The sequence below is a fragment of the Microtetraspora sp. NBRC 13810 genome, assembly GCF_030268685.1.
GTDB lineage: Bacteria > Actinomycetota > Actinomycetes > Streptosporangiales > Streptosporangiaceae > BSRQ01.
Window position 1 is genome coordinate 307,055 of the sequence record NZ_BSRQ01000002.1, and the last position, 18,616, is coordinate 325,670.

The following is an 18,616-nucleotide window of genomic DNA, read 5'->3' on the forward strand; positions in this document are numbered from 1 at the left end:
GCCCCGCCGGACGGTTGAAAGTTTCAGGTTCGGTCCCCGGAGAGGGGCCGTCACTCCTCCTCGGACTCCGCCGCACCGACGATCAGCCGCGGACCGGCCGGAATGGTGTCGTCGCCGTAGTCCACCAGGTCGGCCACCACACAGGAGATGTTGTCCGGGCCGCCGCCCTGGTTGGCCAACTCGATCAACCGGTGCACCGCCTCCTCCGGGTCGGCCACCTCGGTGAGCACCTCGTGCAGCTCCTCCGGGCCGAGCACGGCGGTCAGGCCGTCCGAGCACAGCATGTAACGGTCGCCGGCCTCGCCCTCGCGCAACCGGATGTCCGGGTCGCCGTCGCCGGTGCCCTCCAGCACGCGGAGCAGCATCGACCTGCGCGGGTGGACCGACGCCTGCTCGGGGGTGATCCGGCCGTCGTCGACCAGCGTCTGCACCAGCGTGTGGTCATGCGTGATCTGGTAGAGCGCACCGTCTCTGAGCAGGTAGGCACGGGAGTCGCCGATGTGCGCCAGGGCGAACCTGCGGCCCTCCCACAGCATGGCGGTGAGGGTGGTGCCCATCCCGCGGAACCCCGGGTCCTCCTCCGACATTCCGCCCAGCGTATGGTTGACCTCCTTCACCACTGTCCGCAATGCGTCAACCAGGTCGACACTCGGCTCGGCCGCGTGCAAGCTGTGGTCCAGAGCCGCGATGGCCGTGATCGCGACGGAGCTTGCCACCTCGCCGTGGGCGTAACCGCCCATCCCGTCGGCGACGGCGAGCACCCGCGGACTGGCATACGCGGAATCCTCGTTCTGCTCGCGGCGGAGGCCCACGTCAGAGGCGGCGGCGTAGCGCAGGTTGTGTGCCATGGAAGAAGTAAATCACTGGTTGAGTCACTTCACAAGCAAAGATGTTGTAGACCGCCAGGACATGGTGAACTAGTCTGACCGCCATGAGCAGCGACGCTACCGTCAACGCGGGCGACATCGCCCGGCTGGCCGGGGTCGGGCGTGCCGCGGTGAGCAACTGGCGCCGTCGCTATGCGGACTTCCCCCGGCCCGTCGGCGGCACCGCCACCAACCCGGAGTTCTCGCTGCACGAGGTGGAGGGCTGGCTGCGCAAGAACGGCAAGGACTTCGAGGTCTCCCTCGGCGACCGGGTCTGGCAGCGGCTGCGCGCCTCCGGCGAGGACCTGCGGCTCGGCGCCTCGGTGGGCCGGGCGGGCGCCTTCCTGCTCTATCTGGTGCGCGATCCCGCGGGCTGGCGGCAGCTCGCCGCCGCCGACGGCCTCGCCGAGCTGCTGCCCGTCGCGGTGACCGCCGCCACGGCCGACCTGCCGCACCCGCCCGCCGACCCGCCCCGGCCCTACGATCCCGAGCTGGCCTTCCTGATCGCCGAGCTGGCCGCGGAGCGCGGCCCCGCGGAGGCGTTCGAGCTGCTCTGCGCGCGGTACACCGAGGCGCACGCCCGCCGCCTCGACACCACCCGGCCCGACATCGCCGACCTGATGGTACGGCTGAGCGCCCCGCCCGGCGCCGGCGTCGTGCTCGACCCGGCCTGCGGCATCGGCACCTTGCTGCTGGCCACGCGGGCCACGCGGGCCACGGGCCGTCCCGGCGGGCACACGCGTGTGCTCGGCCAGGAGGTCGACGACGCGGCGGCGCTGATCGCGGCCGCCCGCCTGCTGCTGCGCGGAGCCCACGCGGAGATCATCTCAGGTGATGCGCTGCGCCGTGACGCCTTCCCCGGGGGCATGGCCGACGCCGTGGTCTGCCATCCGCCGTTCAACGAGCGCGCGTGGGGCTTCGACGAGCTCACCGGCGACCCACGCTGGGAGTACGGGCTGCCACCGCGCGGGGAGTCCGAGCTGGCCTGGGTGCAGCACTGCCTGTCCCGGGTGCGGCCGGGGGGCACGGTGGCGATCCTGATGCCGCCCGCGGCGGCGAGCCGGCGTTCCGGTCGCAGGATCCGCGGGAACCTGCTCCGCGCCGGGGCCCTGCGCGGCGTCGTCACGCTCTCCGTGACCGGTCCTGACCTGTGGCTGCTGCGTCGTCCCGAGCCGGGCCTGCGCCCGCCGTCCCGGTTGCTGCTGGTGGACGCGGGCGAGGACCTGTCGCTCGCCGAGCGCGCCTGGACGGCCTACACCCGCGACGTGGAGAGCGTGCCGCCCGGCGCCGGCCGTACGGTGCGGATCATCGACCTGCTGGACGACGAGGTGGACCTCAGCCCGACGCGGCACCGGCCGCGCCGCAGCGGCGAGGACCTCGGGCGGGACTTCGCCGCGACCCGCGCCCGGCTGCGCGCGGCGTCGGACGCGCTGGCCGGCGCGACGCCCGATCTGCGGCTGGCCGGCGGCCCCGGCGAGCGGCTGATGACCTCGGTCGGCGAGCTGGTCAGGGCCGGGCTGGTGGCCGTGCACCAGGCGCCGTTCAAGATGGCGACCGGCGGCGGGGACGTGCCGGTGCTCATGGCCGACGACGTCGCGGCCGGACAGCGGCCCTCGGGGCGGACCGCCGACGACGCCGGGCTGGTGCCGCTGGAGGCGCGCGACGTCGTGATCACGCCGCCGGGCGCGGTGCGGGTGCTGGGAGAGTCCCTTCCCGCGGGCGCGGTGCTCGGCCCGCAGCTCACGCTCTACCGGGTGGACCCGGACCGGCTGGACCCCGACTTCCTGGCCGGCTTCCTGCGCTTCGCCGGCGCCTCGGCCGGCTCACGCCCCGGCGCCAGCCGGGCGGACGCCCGCCGGGCCAGGCTCCCCCGGCTGCCGCTGCCCGAACAGCAGGCGTACGGCAGGGCGTTCCGCGAGCTGGTCGCCCTGGAGGACGGGCTGCGCGAGACGGCGGCGCTGGGCGAGTCGCTCATCCGGCTAGGCTTCGAGGGTCTGGTGGACGGCCATCTACAGCCGTATGACCAGGATGCCTGAAAGGTCAACAGGAGGGGCGGATGGTCATCGCCGACCGGTACGTTCTGGATGACCTCCCGCTCAGCCAGGGAGGCATGGGCGCGGTGTACGCGGGCCACGACCTCCATCTGGACCGGAAGGTGGCCGTGAAGTTCCTCCGGGTGCCCGGCGGGCATGACGCCGAGCTGGAGCAGCGGTTCACCCGCGAGGCGCGCATCCTGGCCAGGCTGGAGCATCCCGGCGCCCCCGTGCTCTACGACTTCGGGACCGCCGACCAGCGCCTCTACCAGGTGATGCAGTTCATCGACGGGGTGACGATCGCCGACGTGGTGAGCGAGCACGGCCCGCTCCCCGTGCCGTGGGCGGCGGCCATCGCCGCGCAGGCGTGCGCCGTGCTGTCGGCCGCGCACGCGCTGTCCATCTGCCACCGCGACCTGAAGCCGGGCAACCTGATGCTCTGCCCCGACGGCAGCGTCAAGGTGCTCGACTTCGGCCTCGCCCGGCTGCACGAGACCGGCACCGCGCAGTTCACCCGGATCGGCCAGATCCTCGGCACGCCCGCCTACATGGCCCCCGAGCAGATCCAGAGCGGCGTGGCCGACGCCCGCAGCGACCTGTACGCGCTGGGCTGCGTGCTGCACGAGATGCTCACCGGCGACCAGCTCTTCACCGGTCCGACCGAGTACACCGTCTTCGTCAAGCAGGTCAACGACCCGCCGCCGCCGCTGCCCGGCGTGCCCGCCGAGCTGGCCCGCCTGGTCGCCGACCTGCTGGAGAAGCGCCCCGAGGACCGCCCAGCCGACGCCGGCGCGGTCTACGCCCGGCTGCGCCCGCTCACCTCCGGCCTGCCCCTCCTGCCCGGCTTCCTCACCCCGGCCACCACCCCCAGCCCGGTCCGCATGTACGCCCACATCGTCGGCCACGTCCTGTCTCCCGGCCGCTGATCCGCCCTTCCCGTCAGGCGGCGAGCGTCTGGCGGGTGCCGGTGGCCGCGGAGCGCCGGACGGCGTCGAGGAGGCGGTGCACGTGCAGGGCGGCGCCGAAGTCGGCGGTGGTGCGGGCGCCGGTGCGGAGGTCGTCGGCCAGGCCGGCGTAGAGGCGGGCGACGTTGAGCGCCTGGACGTCCTGGACGACCTCGGCGAGTCGGCGGTGCCGCACCGGGACGGGGAGCTCCTCCCAGGAGCCGTCGCCGCGCGAACCGAGCACCCGCAGCTCGCTCATCTGCACCCCGCCGGCCCCGAGCGCCCCGGAGACGATCGCGAGGTCGCCCTCGGTGCCCGCGATCTCGATCCGGGTGCGGGCGTCGGTGACCTTGGCGTCGTGGATGTGCGCCGACAGGGCGGCGCCGCCGGTCAGGGCGCCGTGGAGCTGGAGGTGGTCGGGGCCGGTGACCTCGACGGCCTCCCCGGTCTCCTCGACGGTGTAACCCGGGCGCTGGACGGACAGGGCGGCGGACAGCGTGGTGATCTCGCCCAGGAGGTGCTCCACCGCGTCGAGGGTGTGCCCTCCGGCGACCTCCAGGAGGCCGGCGCCGTTGGCCCGGTCGAGGGTGTAGGCGGCCCAGGCGGGGATCGTCGTCCCGGCGCCCTTGCTCCGCGTGGCGTACACCGTCGCGGAGGTGACCCGGCCGATCCGGCCGGCGGCGAGCAGCTCGCGGGCGTAGCCGACGGCGGGGGCGTGGCGGGCCTGGAGACCGACCACGTGCCGGACGCCCGCCTGCCCGGCGAGGTCGGCCAGGGCGCGCGCCTCCTCGGTGGTGCGGGCCAGCGGCCACTCGCAGTAGACGTGCTTGCCCGCCTCCAGCGCCGCGCGGACCAGCTCGGCGTGCGCGGGCACCTTGACGGTGATCGCGACGAGGTCGACGTCGGGGTGCTCGGCGAGCCGCCGCGGGTCGGTGAAGGCGTGCGCCGCGCCGAATCGGCGGGCGGCCTCGCGGGCGCTCTCCGCCCTGCTGGTGGCGACGGCGGTGAGCGCGTAACCGGGCAGCGCCCGCAGCGCCGGGACATGTGCCCTGGCCGCCCAGCCGCGGTCGGGGCTCGCGCCGATGACGCCCACCCGGATCTCCATGGCGGGACCTCCCTCACTCCCAAGCGGACCTCTCACGTCCGGTTACTCTAGCCAACCGGACCTGCGGCGTCCACTTTTGCTAGGCTGCCCGCATGAGCGCGGTGGATCGACTGCTGGCCGGTGAGGGGCAGCGTCCCCGGGCCGACGCCCGGCGCAATCTGGAGCGGCTGGTGGCGGCGGCCCGCGCGGCGGTCGCCGAGGTCGGCGTCGAGGTGACGGCGCACGAGATCGCCCAGCGGGCCGGTGTGGGCATCGGCACCTTCTACCGGCGGGTCTCCTCCCGCGAGTCGCTCCTGGAGAGCGTGCTCGACGAGGTGCTCGGCGAGGCGGTGGCCGCCGCCGATCAGGCGCTCGGCGCCGCCGACCCCTGGCAGGGGTTCCACGGCTTCGCCACCGCGTTCGTCCGGCTGCGCGCGGAGAGCTGCGGCGTCGGCGAGGCGCTCGGCGGCGCCTGCGGCCCCGCGCTGGACCGCGCGCTGAGCGAGGTGCGGGAGCGGATCAGGCTCCTGGTCGAGCGCGCCCAGGCGGCCGGCCTCATGCGGCCCGACGTCGCGTGGCAGGATGTCGCCTTCCTGCTGGCCGCCGTGGCGACCGGGCCGAGCACGATCGGCCTGCGGGCTGGCGATTTGCAGTGGAGCCGCAACCTCCAGGTCGTCCTCGACGGCCTGCGCACGACCGCCCCCTCCCCGCTGCCCGGTGCTCCCCCGAGCCAGATGACCGCGATCCCAACAGGAGGCGAACGCCCGCGGACGGCATAGCGACCTCCCTCCTTTTTCACACTTGACGTTGTTATCGTCCGCCTATGTCGGAGGCTGACACACGACTCACCCCCCAGGCCCTCGACCGCGTTCCCGGCTGGTTCTGGGAGGCGGATCAGCGCCTGTTCACCTGGTTCCTGACGCAGAAGGCGGCAGACGAGCCACCGGGCGATCTCCTGGAGATGGGCGCCTACATGGGCAAGAGCGCCATCCTGATGGGAAGCCACCTGCGCCCGGGCGAGGGTTTCACCGTCTGCGACCTGTTCGAGTCGGACGCCCCCGACGAGTCGAACAACGCCGAGACCACCCGGTCGTACTCGACGCTCACCCGGCGCAAGTTCGAGGAGAACTACCTCACCTTCCACGAGACCCTGCCGCGGATCGTGCACGGCCCGACCTCGGAGGTCCTCGACCACGTCCAGCCCGCTTCGTGCAGGTTCGTACACGTGGACGCCTCGCACCTGTACGCCCACGTGCGGCAGGACGTCATCACGGCGCGGAAGGTGCTCCAGCCGGGCGGGGTCGTGGTGTTCGACGACTACCGCAGCGAGCACACGCCGGGCGTGGCCATGGCCGTGTGGGAGGCGGTGGCGAACCTCGACCTGGTGCCGATCTGCGTCACCACGCAGAAGCTGTACGGCGTCTGGGGCGATCCTGCGCCGCTGTTCACCCGGTTGCAGGAATGGCTGGCGGCCACTCCGCAGCTCTGGCACACGGTGGACGACCTGGGCAGATGGCAGCTCCTGCGGGTCAACCACAAGAAGAAGCCCGCGCCGGCGGTGGACGCCGGCACCCTGAAGCAGATCAGCGCCGAGCTCAGGCGCACCTCGGCCGACCTGGAGAAGGCGGTGGCCGAGTCGCGTGCGGTCACCGCGTCCCTGCGCAGGGCGACGGCCGACATCAGCCTGGCGGGGCCCATCGCCCAGCGCGCGGTCCGCTGGACCCGCAGACGACTCAACCGCAAGCCCGCCGCCGGGAAGTGAGCCTCACACCGACTCAACCGCACCCCGCCGCCGGAAAGCACCTCACCCTGTGACTCCACCTTCGTCTTCTGGACCGTCCCGGCGAGCGAGCTCCCGATCGGCTGGGACGAGATCGAGCGCCGCGTCGCGCAGCGGCGGGCCGGGACCGCCGGGTGAGGAGTCTCAGTCCCACCAGAAGGACCAGGCGTTCCTGCCCCTGATCTGCTCGGCGTAGTCGGCGAGGGTGCCCGGTCCCTGGATGATGCTGTCCGGGCAGAACGCCCAGTGCTCGGCCGCGACGTGCAGGGCGTGCTCCGGGGTCACCGGCGGGGCGGCGATGCTCACCTCCAGGGTGTTGAACCCCATGCCGACCACCCGCGCCCCGAAACGCTCCTCCCAGCTGCGCACCACGGCGGCCAGCGGAGCGGTCCACTCGTTGTGGTGCAGCGCCCCCTGCCAGCCCATCACGGCCAGCGCGTCGGCGCCGCGCTCCACCGCGGCCAGGCCGAGCGGGGCGCCGCGCTCGGCGAGCAGGCCCGCGTACCAGTCGGCGACGTACCCCGGGTCGGCCATCAGCACGGCGGGGGCGGCGAGCCCCGGGCAGCGGCGGCCGAAGGGCGCGAGCTCGCCGAGATGCTCCTCGTGCACCTGCTCGACCCAGTCGTCCCACACCTCGGCCATGAACGCGGCGGCGCTGTAGTTGCCGACCTCGTCCGGGCTGTCCGGCGCGATCTGCCCGGTCGACCACGACTGCACGGACTCCTCCAGCAGCACGGGCCACAGGCCGGAGCGGGAGTGGTCGGCGCGCAGCCGGGCCCACGTCTCGGCGGACACCGGGCCGTCGCTCATCCAGAAGGCGGGCCGTTCGCAGGACAGGTGCGGCGCGTAACCGGGGTCGGGCCACACGACCTCGCCGGGCGGGAGTTCGATCGAGAGCGTCCGCCCGACTCCGCCGTCGGCGAATAGCCGCCCCACCTCGGGGGGCAGCTTCACACGTTCACCGTCGTCCATCTCAACCGTTCCGCACTGTCGACCGAAGCTTGGGTTCCCGGCGCTTTCGAGATGGTAATGCCGCCGGTCCCCTCGTGGTGAGGGCGGCCGGGTGCCACCTGCGCCAATCGCGCGGTCACCCTTCGCCACGGCTTGATTACCGAATTCGACGGACGAGTGATCTGGCCAAATGTAATACTTCGCTCACCAACCGTGGGGAGACGGGGTGCCGTGTCTCCGAGTGCTCAGGAGAGTGCCCTTGCCGAGGGACAAGGTGGAGGATGCGGACTTCCCACCGGCGCGACGTTCTCCTTCCTCCCTGCACTGCCGGCTGCCGCTACCCGGCGGGGCGGCGATGGCCGGAGCCGCGCTGGAGACGAGGATCACCCGCGTCCTCCAGGAGGGCCTGACGCCGCCGGCCCCGCCCGCGCTCAACGGGGTCGAGGTCGGCTACCGCCATCTCCCCGCCGTCGGCGCCCCGGACGGCGGGCGCCCGCACGGCGACTGGCTGGACGCGCTGCCGCTGCCCGGCGGCCGTACGGCGCTCGCCGTGGGCGACGTGATGGGCGACGGCTGGCGGTCCGCCGCGGTCCTCGCCCGGCTCCGTACGGCGATGCGGGCGCTGTGCGGACTGCACCCGGACCCGGCCCGGCTGCTCGGCAGGCTCGACGACCTCGCCGGGCGGCTGTGCGACGGGCACCCGGCCACCTTCCTTTATGTCACCTACGACCCGGCGACCCGCCGCTGCCGGCTGGCCAACGCCGGGCACCTGCCGCCCATCCTCGTCACCCCCGGCGGCGCCGGCAGGGTGCTCGACGCGCCTCCCGGTCCGCCGATCGGCGCCGGCGGGGCGCGCTTCCGCACCGTCGAGTTCGACGTCCCCGACGGCAGCCATCTCATCCTGAGCACCGACGGCCTGGCCGGCACCGGGCAGGGGCTCGCCGGACTGCTGGAGCGGGTCTCCGGACCGCCGCGCCCGCTCGACCAGCTCTGCGAGGACGCGATCCGCCCGCTCGGCCGGGCCGCCGGGCGCGGCGACGTCGCGCTGCTCGTCGCCCGCCTCGGCGGGCCGCGCCGCGACGACGTCGCCGAGACCGCGCTGGCCTCCTCGCTCTGCGTCATCTCCCAGGCCAGGGCCTTCGCCCGGGCCGCCCTCACCCGCTGGCGGCTCGACGCGGTGGCGCCGACCGTGGAGCTGCTGGTCAGCGAGCTGGTGACCAACGCGATCCGGCACGCCCGGCGGCCGATCGGCCTGCGCCTGGCCCGGGACGGCGGCCTGCTGTGCGAGGTCTCCGACGGCGACGCGACGATGCCGGAGCTGCGGCAGCCGGACCCGACCGCCGAGAACGGCCGGGGCCTGCATCTGGTCGCCGCGTTCTCCGCCCGCTGGGGCGCCTGCCGCACGCGCAGCGGGAAGATCGTCTGGTTCGGTCACCCGGGTCGGGAGGAGCGGGACTGACGGCTCAGCCGCAGTGTTCGAAGGGGCTGTCGTACACCGACGACCCCGCCTTCCCGCCCCACTTGACGCACTTGTTGGCGGCGGCGGCTCGCACCGGCCCGGCGTAGTAGCCGAAGTTGCCGCTGTCGGTGATCCGTGCCGAGCCTTGGACCTCCAGATAGGCGCTGGTCGCGGTGGCCGTGCCGAGCGAGGTGCGCTTGAGGGTGGTCACGCAGTTGCGCCCGGCCGAGCCGTTCCACAGCAGGTAGACGGTGCCCGCGGTGCCGAGCGCGGCCTGGTCGATCACCTCGTAGCCGTCTCCGCAGACCTGCTCGGGGGTGTAGGGGTTGACCGGGCCGGTGCCGCCGGTGACGTACTGCATGTACGTGGTCCAGTTCCAGTTCGGGCCGGGGTCGGTGTGCGTGGCGCCGGGGACCTGGGAGTGGCCGACGATGTGCGTGCGGTCCTTCGGGATGCCGTACCGGTCGGCGATGTCGCGGGTCAGGGCGGCCGAGGAGCGGTACATCGCGTCGGTGAACCAGGAGGCGTCGTTGACGAAGCCCTCATGCTCGATCCCGACGGACCGCCGGTTGGCGTCGCCCGCGTGCCAGGCCCGGTCCTTCTCCCTGACCATCTGGGTGATCTGACCGTCGGAGGAGCGCACCACGTAGTGCGCGGAGACCTGGGAGGCGGGGTTCTGGAACCAGGAGATGGCGCCCGCGTAGGAACCCTGGGTGACGTGGATGACGATACGGTCGATCGCGTCGCTGGCCGGCCGGTTGGAGACCGCGTAGTTGGCGGCGTTCGCCGGGACCCAGCGGGCCGGGGGGTAGTCCACCGCGGCGGCGATCCCGCGGCCGAGTTCGGGCGTCCGGGCGTAGGCGCCGCGGTCCGGCTGGACGACGCGCGCCGGCACCGTCACCGTCTCACCGCCCTTCGTGACCGCGCTGATCCCGGCGCCCAGCAGGTCGTAGACGGTGTCGGCGTAGAGCTTCGCCACCTCGGGCGTGCCCGCGGCGCCGTACGCGGCGATCGCGGAGTACCAGCGGGCGGGGTCCTTGCGCGCCGCGGCGTCGAGGCCGAGCTTGTCGGCGTGCGCGCGGAGCACGGCGGCGCCGCCCTCGATGTTGGCCGCGTCGGCGGTCTTCAGCTCCGCCGCGGGCAGGCCGGTGAGTTCGGCGGCTTTCTCCAGTGCGTGGTTGACGGGGTTGCTGACCAGGTGCATCACGCCGTAGCCGCCGCTCGCGCTCGGCTCGCCCGCGTGCCCGTCGAGGTGGGTCTCGGCGTAGGCGAGGGCGACGAGCAGGTCCCGGGGGACGTCGTGGGCGGTGGCGGCGGCGGCGAAGGCGGTGTTCAACGGCCCCGCCTCCGGTCCGGCGGGCTGGGCGGCGGCGGGGCCGGGCAGGCACAGCAGTGCGGCGAGCGCACCGGCCGCCAACGCCGCCAGGGGGCGTAAGCGGCGGGTTCGGGCAGCCATCATGAATCCTCCTCGTGCGGGGCTTTCCTGAGAAGGGAAAGCCGAGGCCGACTGCACCGTAAAAGGGCCCGTGGACGCCGGTAAAGGTCATTGACAGAGGGCGATCTGTGATCGACAATTTCCTGCTTCGGTCGTCGCCGGGAGAATTACCGCGAATTCACAGCCGGCTGGTCTGGAGTTCCCTTCGCAATGTGAGCGCGTGCCGTAAGTAGTTCCGGGCCAGCGCGGTGTCGCCGGCCTCGCGGTGGAGTTCGCCGAGCATCTGGGTGGTGCTGGCCTCGCCGAGGCGGTCGCCGAGCCGCCGGAAGATCGTCAGTGATCGCTCCAGTTGCACCGAGGCGTGCCCCCGCCGCCCCCGCTCAGCCTGGAGCCTGCCGAGATTGCGCAGCGCGTACGCCGCGCAGTGGCTGTCCCCGAGATCCTCGAAGATCTCCAGCGCCTGCCCCTGGAAGCGCATCGCCCGCCGCGCGTCGTCGCCCATGTGGTGCAGCCGCCCGAACTGCGTGCACACGCACGCCTCCCTGTGCCGGTCGCCCAGCTCCCTGGCCAGCCGCAACGCCTCACGCAGCCAGCGGAACGCGGCGGGCAGGTCGCCCGACTCCAGGCACACCCGGCCCAGCGCCTGCCGGGCGAACGCCTCCCCCACCGTGTCGCCGCCGGCCACGAACATGCCGAGCGCCTGGCGGAAGAACCCGAGCGCCTCCACGTGCCGTCCCAGGAACTGGCTGACCGCGCCGCGCCCGCAGATCGCGATCGCCTCGCCGCGCCGGTCGCCCAGCTCCCGGAAGATCATGTGGGACTTGAGGAACATCCTGCCCGACTCGGCGTAGTCGTCCTGGTAGAGGGAGAGCTGGGCCAGGCCGCGCAGCAGGGCCGCCTCGCCGTACCGGTCCCCCGCCCTGCGCACCGCGCCCAGGGCGACCGTGTGCGTCCGCCGCCAGGCGTCGTGGTGGGAGCGCAGGTCGTAGTAGGGCACGAGGGCCGCGGCCAGGCCCCAGGCTGAGTCGGCCATCCCGGCCGTCGCGGCCAGCCGTACGGCCTCGGCCAGCGCGTCCCGTTCGGCGTCGAACCAGGCCAGCGGGTCGGCGATCAGGTCGCCCGCGGCGGCCCTGGCGGGTTCCCAGCGCGGTGCGGTCGCCGACACGAGGCTGAAGACCTGGGTGGGTAATCGGGCCATCGCGTGCTCGGCGTTCGCCAGCCACGCGCCGAGCACCCGGGCCAGCGCCGGGACGGCCGTGCCCGGGTCCACCCGTTCCCTGGCCACCGAGCGGGTCAGGCCGTGCAGCCGGTAGCGGAGCAGGCCGTTCTCGGCGACCGGTTCCAGCAGGTGCGCGTCCACCAGGGCGTCCGCCACCTGCTCGCCGCCGTGACCGCCCAGCGCCGCGCCGATCACCCAGCCGGGGAAGGACTCGCCGAGGTGGCCCAGCAGGTCGAGCGTGCGGGCCGGGTCCTCGGGAAGCAGCCGGAAGCTCGACTCGAACCTGGCCCGCACCTCCAGGTCGCCCGCCCGCAGCTCGGCGAGCCGTCCCGGCTCCTCGGCCAGCCGGCAGGCCAGCGTCCGCGCCGACCAGCCCGGCCGGGCCGCCAGCCTGGCCCCCGCGACCCTGATCGCCAGCGGCAGGTGCCCGCAGGCGCGCAGGATGTCCGCGACCGCCTCCTCCTCCCCCGCCAGCCGCCCGGCCCCGGCCACCCTGCCCAGCAACTCCCCGGCCTCGGAGGGAGGCATCGGCGCCAGCGCCACGCGGACCGTCGCGGGCAGCTCGGTGATCCTCCTGCGGCTGGTCACCAGCACCGCGCAGCCGCTGCCCGGCAGCAGCGGCTCCACCTGCCCGGCGCTCGCCGCGTCGTCGAGCAGCACCAGCAACTGCCGGTCCGCGAGCAGCGACCGGTAGAGCGCCGACCGCTCCCGCACCCCGTCCGGCATGCCCGCCCCGGCCCCCAGCGACCGCAGCGCCTCGGCCAGCAGGTCGCCGGGATCGGGCGGCGCCGCCGTGGTCCCGCCCAGGTCCAGGTAGAGCTGCCCGTCCCGGTACGCCGGCCGTACGGCGTGCGCGCAGTGCACCGCGAGCGCCGACTTGCCCACCCCCGGGGGCCCCGTCACGACGGCCACCACGGGCGTCCCCTCCCCCGGCCGATCCACCAGCGCCTCGGTCAGCAGGGCGACGATCTCCGCGCGGCCGGTGAAGTCCGGCACGTCCGCCGGTAGCTGGTAGGGCACCCGCCAGCCGTCGGCCACGTACGGGAGGGGGACGGGCCCGCCGTCCGGATCGTGTGGGCGGGAGGCGGCCTGGCCGTTTCCGGGATGGGGGGTCCCGGTGAGGATGGTGGTGTGGGCTTCGCGGAGGCCGGGGCCGGGTTCGACGCCGAGTTCGGCGACGAGGCGTTCCCTGATCGTGGCGTAGGCGAGGAGCGCTTCTGCCTGGCGTCCGCTGTGATGCAGGGCGAGCATGAGCCGCCGCCACAAGCCTTCCCGGAACGGATGCTCGACCAGTAACCCGCGTAACTCGGCGATCGCCTCGGAGTGCCGCCCGCGTGCCATCAGCAGCGCGACGAGGTCTTCGGCCGCCGCCAGCCGGGCCTCGGCCAGGGGTTGCAGCCGGGCGTCCCACAGGGCGCTGCCCGGCAGGTCGGCCAGCGGGGCGCCGCGCCACAGGGCGAGCGCCCGCTCGAACAGGCCGAGCGCCTCCGGCCCGCCGTCCCGTCTGGCCTCGGCGGTCAGCCGCTGGAAGACCAGCAGGTCGAGCTGCTCAGGCGGCAGTTCGATCGTGTACCCGGACTGGCCGGTGAGCACCCCCGCCTCCACCCCCGCCGCGGCGAACGCGCCACGCAGCGCGCTGGCATAGGTGCGCACGTTGGCGACGGCGGAACGCGGGGGGTTCGCCGGCCAGAGCGCCTCGACGAGGACGTCCACACTGACCTGACTGTTGGCGTTGAGCAGGAGCGTGGCCAGCAACATGCGCGGCTTCGTCCCGCCGAGGTGTGCGGTGGACCGGACCTGGAGTGGCCCGAGGACGTTGAATGTCGGCCGATCAACCACCATGCCCGCTCTCCTTAAGAGGGTGGGGTTTTACCGGTGATAGTGACTCATGTCGTACGGCGTTTATATCTGTTTTGGACGCTATTTATATGACTTATCCGGACGCTGTTGGCCAACGGGGGCCCAACGTGAGTGAGACGAGAAAGGGACCTGATGAAGCTCAGAGCGCTCGTCACGGCGGGGCTGGCTCTGCTGTTCGGCCTCACCAGCAGCATCGTCACCGCGCCGGGTGCGTCCGCGGCGACCAACTTCCAACTCCCCTTCCCCTGCAACCAGTCGTGGACCGGCAACTCCAGCGCGAGCAGCGCCCACCGGTCCTACGAGATCGACTTCAACCGGGGCGGCACCGCTGACGCCGACCTGGGCGACACCGTGGTGGCGGCCGCCTCCGGCACCGTGGAGATCTCGGCGCATCAGGGCTCGACCAACGGCTACGGCAACCTCGTCAAGATCAACCACGGCAGCGGCTACTCGACCTACTACGCCCACCTGCGGGTCCGCTCGGTCAGCGCCGGCCAGTCGGTGGCCCAGGGCCAGAAGATCGGCGAAGTCGGCAACAGCAGCTCGCCGGGCAACAACATCTCACCCCACCTGCACTACGAGGTGCGGTCGGGAACCGCCGCCTACCCGGCCAACATCACCCGGGCCGTCTTCAACGGCACCACCTTCGGGTACCCGAACCAGACGCTGACGTCGCGCAACTCCTGCTCCGGCGGCGGCACCCCGAACCCGTACACCCCGCAGGAGGTCTGCGGCAGCGGCTACGACGTGATCGACCAGGCCGCTCTGGGCTCCGCCGGCACCGTCTACCTGCTGTGGAACGGCTCCAGCAACTGCGTCGCCACCATGAAGAGCACCTCGGTCGGCACCGCCACCGCCACGACCGCCTATCTGGAGGTCCAAGGCTCGGCCCGGATCACCGACAGCGGCAACTTCGCCTACTACGCAGGGCCGGTGAGAGCCGCCGCCGCCAACAAGTGCGTCAAGTGGGGCGGCCGGGCCGGCTCCGGCGTCTACGACAGCCCCTTCGAACACTGCGGCAGCTGATCCCCGCCCGTCCCCCACGGCCGCTCCCCCTCCCCGGGGGAGCGGCCCGCTCCGCTTCCGGCCCAACCCTCAGGCCCCCGGCCCAACCCTCAGGCCCCCGGGACCGACCTCAGGTCTCCGGGACCGGCCTCAGGTCTCCGGGACCGGCTCAGGTCTCCGGGACCGCTCAGATGCCCGGGACCGGCCTCAGGTCTCCGGCCCGTTCTCAGGTCCGCGGACCGGCCTCGGGCTTGCGGCCCGGCCTCAGGTGACGCGTTCCGGGCCTGTGGTCAGGTGAGGCGCCAGATGCGGATGTTGTCCTCGCCGCCGGCGGTGACGGCGAGGAGGCGGTCGCCGTCCTCGGCGACGGCGGCGCCGAAGACGTTGTGGTCGTGGGCGGCGAAAGGGCGGCCGACGAGCTTGCGGGTGGCGAGGTCGGTCACCCGGGCGGTGCCGTCGTTGCCGCCGGAGACCACGGCGACGCCCTCGCCGATCCGGGTGACGGCCAGGGTGTAGATCCATCCCGTGTGGCCCCTGATCGGGGCGCGGACCTCGCCGCCGGAGAGCGGGTCCTCCACCTTGATGACCTGGTCGGCGCCCGCGGACAGCACGGCGAGCGAGCCGTCCAGCTCGGCGGTGGTCACGGCCGAGACCTGCGCGTCGTGGGTGGTGACCGTCTGCCCGTCGTTCTCCCCGCCGTCGAGCCGCCACATGCGCACCTGGCCGTCCTGGCCCGCGGTGAACACCGCCGGCGCGCCGCCCGTCTCGGCCACCGCCAGGTCGAAGATCGCGCCGTTGTGCGCCCGGCGGGCCTCGCCGACCCGCTTCCGGGTGCCGAGGTCCCACACCCACAGCCTGCCCTCGCCGCCGCCGGCGATCGCGACCGGCCTGCCGTCCAGGATCGCGGTGTCCACCGAGAAAAGCGACTCCGACGTGGTGATCGGCCTGCCGAGCGCCCTGCGGGTGGTGAGGTCCCACACGCGCAGCGTCCTGTCGTCGCCTACCGAGACGGCGACCGGCCTGCCGTCGATCTCGGTCGTGGCGACCTGCCGTACCCAGTTGGTGTGACCGGTCAGCGTGCCGAGCGCCCTGCGCGAGGTGAGGTCCCAGAGCCGCACCGTACGGTCGTTGGCGCCCGAGACGATCACCGTCCGGCCGCCGACGTGGGCCGTGGCGACCGACTGCGCGTCGTCGGTGTGGCCCCTCAGCACGGCCACCGCCCGGCCCGTCTGCCCGCCGGCCCGCACGGGCGGTGTGGTCGGCAGGGCGAGCGGCGTGGGGCCGGGCGGGGGTCCGGCCGTGGGCGGGGTGCCGGCGGCGGGCGTGAGCTCGGCGGACGGCCGGCTGACCGGTTCCCCCCGCGTATCCGGTTCCCCCCGCGAGTCCAGCAGGGGCGGCAGCACGACGGCGCCCGCCACGACGACCGCCCCCACCCCCGCGCCGAGCGCGACGTACACCCGCCGGCGCAACCGCCGCCCACCGGCCCGCGGCGGCACCGTGACGGCCGCGCCTGGCACGTTCCATCCGGGCCCGGCCACGGCGGGCGGCGCGGTGTCCCCACCCCGGTCCCGGCGAGGCGCCTGCTGGGGAGGAGGCGCCGGGGATACGGGGAGGGCAGGGGGTGGCGGGGTGTGGGTGATGAGCCGGAGGAGGAGGTCAGGGGCGGTCGGCCGGGCGCCGGGGTCCTTGGCGAGGCAGGCGGCGAGGAGAGGGCGCAGGGTGTCCGGCACACCGGACAGGTCGGGCTCGGCGGACAGCACCCGGTGCAGGATCGCGGGCACGCTGTCCTCGCCGAACGCGGGCCGGCCCGTCGCGGCGAAGACCATGGTGCCGGCCCAGGCGAAGACGTCGGCGGCGGGGCCGACGCCGGGCCCGTCGATCTGCTCCGGCGCCATGTACGTCGGGGTGCCGAACGCGCCGCCGGTCGTCTGCACGGCGGAGGCGTCCAGCGCGCGGGAGATGCCGAAGTCGATGACCCGCGGGCCGTCCGGGCCGAGGAGCACGTTGCCCGGCTTGAAGTCGCGGTGCACGATGCCCGCCTGGTGGATGGCCGCGAGCGCGGTGACCGTGCCGACCGCGATGCGCTGCAACGGGGTGCCGGTGCGCGGGCCGTCCCGCTCGACGCCGTGCTGGAGGGAGACGCCCTCGATGAACTCGCTCACCACGTAGAGCGAGTCACCCGCCTCCCCCACGTCCAGCACCCGGGCGGTGCAGAACTCCGCGATCTGCCGCGCGACCTCGATCTCCCGCCGGAACCTGGCCCGCGCCTCGGGCCGCTCCGCGTGCGTGGCGTGCAGCATCTTCACCGCCACCCGCTCGCCGGCCTCCTCCCCTGCGCGCACCCCGAGGAAGACGACCCCCTGCCCGCCCTGCCCCAGCCGCCCGAGAATCCGGTACGGCCCCACCCGCTCCGGATCCCCGGAACGTAAGGCGCTGACACCCACCCCAACCTCCCACCCGCGGCGGCCCCCACCACCCACACACCCACGGCGGCCCAGAAAAGAGCGCTTCGCGAAGCTTATCCGCCGGGTCCGCCGGGTCCGCCGGGTCCGCCGGTCACGCGGTCTCCTTCGTCTCCGCACGGTCGAGCAACGGGGCGAAGGGGTCGTCGAAACCGGCCCACACGTCCGAACCGGCGACGCTTTCCTCCGGGGTGAGCAGGCAGGAGTCGAGGAGGTCGTGGATGCGGCGGCGGTCCAGGTCGGGGCCGGTGAAGACGAGGTGCTGGACGCGGTCGCCGACGGCGGGGGCCCAGTCGAGGGCGGCGGCGGCGCGGCGGGCGGGGGTGACCATCTCCCAGGCGGCCTCGGGCAGCGCGGCCAGCCACGGGCCCGCGTCCTCCATGGAGATGACGCCGGCGACCGCGTCCCAGGCGAGCATGCGCTCGTGCCGGTTGGCCAGCCAGAACCGGCCGCGGCTGCGCACCGAGCCGGTGACCAGCTCGTCCACCGCCTCGTACAGCCGGCCGGGGTGCAGCGGGCGGAGCCGGTGCCACACGACGGTGCCGATCTCGCCGGTCTCGCGGTCGACGGGGAGCCGGGCGGTGGCCGGGTCGACGCGGGCGGCCAGCTCGCCGGTGCACAGGCCGGGTCCCGCGACGTCGGGGAGGGCATGGCCGGGCAGGACCGTGGGGGTGACCGGGGCGAGGTGGCCGAGCACGGTGACGGTCAGCTCGACGTCCTCGTCGTCGCCGAGTCCGCGTTCGACGACCAGGCCGGTGGCGTACTCGATCTGCCTGGCCAGCACCTCGGCGACGTAGCGCCCGTCGCCGGCGGCGGCCGGTTTGCCCGCGTCGGACAGCAGGTCGCCGCGGCAGATGTCGGCGGGCATGTGCACGCTGTCCAGCGCGGTCAGCACCGCGGTCAGCCGGAACGCCCCGGCGGCGCTCTCCGGCGCCCCGTCGGGGACGCCGTCCAGCGCCTCGGCGACCGAGCGCGGCTCGACGGAGTCCCACAGGTCGGCGATCAGCAGGGACGCGGTGCCGGCGCGGCGGAGCAACTCGGGCACGAGGTCCTCGCGGATGGTGCACGAGACGCAGCCGTGCGCCAGCCGTACCTCGTCGATGTCCAGGACGCCGGTGGCGGCGCGGACCACGCGCTCCACCTTCCCGCGGGTCACGTCGCGCAGGTCGTGGTGGATGGCGATCGCGCCGGGGTGCTCCCTGAGCAGGCGGCGGACCACCGCGCCGCGGGCGGGCGCGTGCAGGCCGGAGACGAGGACGACGGGAACGGACACGAGGTCTCCCTTTCGCAAATGAAAACGGTTATCGCTATCATGGCATACCCACGCAACCCCGAAGGGAGCTGACCCACGTGGCCAGAAACGAGCTGAGACCGGTCGTCAAGCTGCGATCGACCGCGGGCACCGGCTACACCTACGTGACCCGCAAGAACCGGCGGAACGACCCCGACCGGCTGACCCTGCGCAAGTACGACCCGATCGTGCGCCGGCACGTGACGTTCCGAGAGGAGCGCTGACCC

14 protein-coding genes are annotated in these 18,616 nt (G+C 73.8%); 7 read left to right on the forward strand and 7 right to left on the reverse strand.

The annotated features are described in order from the left end of the window. Window positions 1–50 precede the first annotated feature (50 nt). Window positions 51–848 (reverse strand): PP2C family protein-serine/threonine phosphatase, encoded by a 798-nt coding sequence (locus QSK26_RS05120; protein WP_285773793.1) that lies wholly within the window; start codon window positions 846–848, stop codon window positions 51–53. Between the two features lie 83 nt (window positions 849–931). On the opposite strand from QSK26_RS05120, the gene QSK26_RS05125 reads away from it, so the two are divergent. Further along, window positions 932–2,902, forward strand: a complete 1,971-nt coding sequence (locus tag QSK26_RS05125) for an N-6 DNA methylase (protein WP_285773794.1) — start codon at window positions 932–934, stop codon at window positions 2,900–2,902. 20 nt (window positions 2,903–2,922) lie between these two features. Beyond that, the gene (locus QSK26_RS05130) at window positions 2,923–3,825 is read left to right on the forward strand and encodes a serine/threonine-protein kinase (RefSeq protein ID WP_285773795.1); all 903 of its coding nucleotides are present in this window, start codon (window positions 2,923–2,925) and stop codon (window positions 3,823–3,825) included. A 13-nt stretch (window positions 3,826–3,838) separates the two neighbouring features. Here the strand turns inward: QSK26_RS05130 and QSK26_RS05135 are convergent, their stop codons facing one another. Beyond that, window positions 3,839–4,948 (reverse strand): Gfo/Idh/MocA family protein, encoded by a 1,110-nt coding sequence (locus QSK26_RS05135; protein ID WP_285773796.1) that lies wholly within the window; start codon window positions 4,946–4,948, stop codon window positions 3,839–3,841. 92 nt (window positions 4,949–5,040) lie between these two features. On the opposite strand from QSK26_RS05135, the gene QSK26_RS05140 reads away from it, so the two are divergent. Together QSK26_RS05140 and QSK26_RS05145 are read left to right on the forward strand one after the other, a co-directional pair. Next, a complete protein-coding gene (locus tag QSK26_RS05140) occupies window positions 5,041–5,706 on the forward strand; it encodes a TetR/AcrR family transcriptional regulator (protein ID WP_285773797.1) in 666 nt (221 codons plus the stop codon). A gap of 44 nt (window positions 5,707–5,750) precedes the next feature. Continuing rightward, on the forward strand, window positions 5,751–6,689 hold the full coding sequence (locus tag QSK26_RS05145) for a class I SAM-dependent methyltransferase (protein WP_285773798.1): 939 nt from the start codon (window positions 5,751–5,753) through the stop codon (window positions 6,687–6,689). Between the two features lie 162 nt (window positions 6,690–6,851). Here QSK26_RS05145 and QSK26_RS05150 read toward each other — a convergent pair whose 3' ends face one another. Beyond that, window positions 6,852–7,661, reverse strand: coding sequence for a DUF4253 domain-containing protein (locus QSK26_RS05150; protein ID WP_285773799.1), 810 nt, complete (start codon window positions 7,659–7,661; stop codon window positions 6,852–6,854). Between the two features lie 256 nt (window positions 7,662–7,917). Here QSK26_RS05150 and QSK26_RS05155 point away from each other — a divergent pair, with 256 nt between their 5' ends. Next, entirely contained in the window at window positions 7,918–9,117 is a 1,200-nt protein-coding gene (locus QSK26_RS05155) for an ATP-binding SpoIIE family protein phosphatase (protein WP_285773800.1), read from the forward strand. 4 nt (window positions 9,118–9,121) lie between these two features. Here QSK26_RS05155 and QSK26_RS05160 read toward each other — a convergent pair whose 3' ends face one another. Beyond that, the gene (locus QSK26_RS05160) at window positions 9,122–10,576 is read right to left on the reverse strand and encodes an N-acetylmuramoyl-L-alanine amidase (RefSeq protein ID WP_285773801.1); all 1,455 of its coding nucleotides are present in this window, start codon (window positions 10,574–10,576) and stop codon (window positions 9,122–9,124) included. A gap of 154 nt (window positions 10,577–10,730) precedes the next feature. Next, window positions 10,731–13,613: an AfsR/SARP family transcriptional regulator gene (locus tag QSK26_RS05165; RefSeq protein WP_285773802.1), complete on the reverse strand. Its 2,883-nt coding sequence runs from the start codon at window positions 13,611–13,613 to the stop codon at window positions 10,731–10,733. Between the two features lie 150 nt (window positions 13,614–13,763). Between QSK26_RS05165 and QSK26_RS05170 the strand changes: the two genes are divergently transcribed. Then, a complete protein-coding gene (locus tag QSK26_RS05170) occupies window positions 13,764–14,657 on the forward strand; it encodes a M23 family metallopeptidase (protein WP_285773803.1) in 894 nt (297 codons plus the stop codon). Between the two features lie 269 nt (window positions 14,658–14,926). Here the strand turns inward: QSK26_RS05170 and QSK26_RS05175 are convergent, their stop codons facing one another. Together QSK26_RS05175 and QSK26_RS05180 are read right to left on the reverse strand one after the other, a co-directional pair. Then, window positions 14,927–17,080, reverse strand: a complete 2,154-nt coding sequence (locus QSK26_RS05175; RefSeq protein WP_285773804.1) for a protein kinase domain-containing protein — start codon at window positions 17,078–17,080, stop codon at window positions 14,927–14,929. 112 nt (window positions 17,081–17,192) lie between these two features. Continuing rightward, the gene (locus tag QSK26_RS05180) at window positions 17,193–18,371 is read right to left on the reverse strand and encodes a CobW family GTP-binding protein (protein WP_285773805.1); all 1,179 of its coding nucleotides are present in this window, start codon (window positions 18,369–18,371) and stop codon (window positions 17,193–17,195) included. Window positions 18,372–18,448: 77 nt separating this feature from the next. Between QSK26_RS05180 and rpmG the strand changes: the two genes are divergently transcribed. Then, window positions 18,449–18,613, forward strand: coding sequence for a 50S ribosomal protein L33 (gene rpmG, locus QSK26_RS05185; protein ID WP_285773806.1), 165 nt, complete (start codon window positions 18,449–18,451; stop codon window positions 18,611–18,613). Window positions 18,614–18,616: the final 3 nt, after the last annotated feature.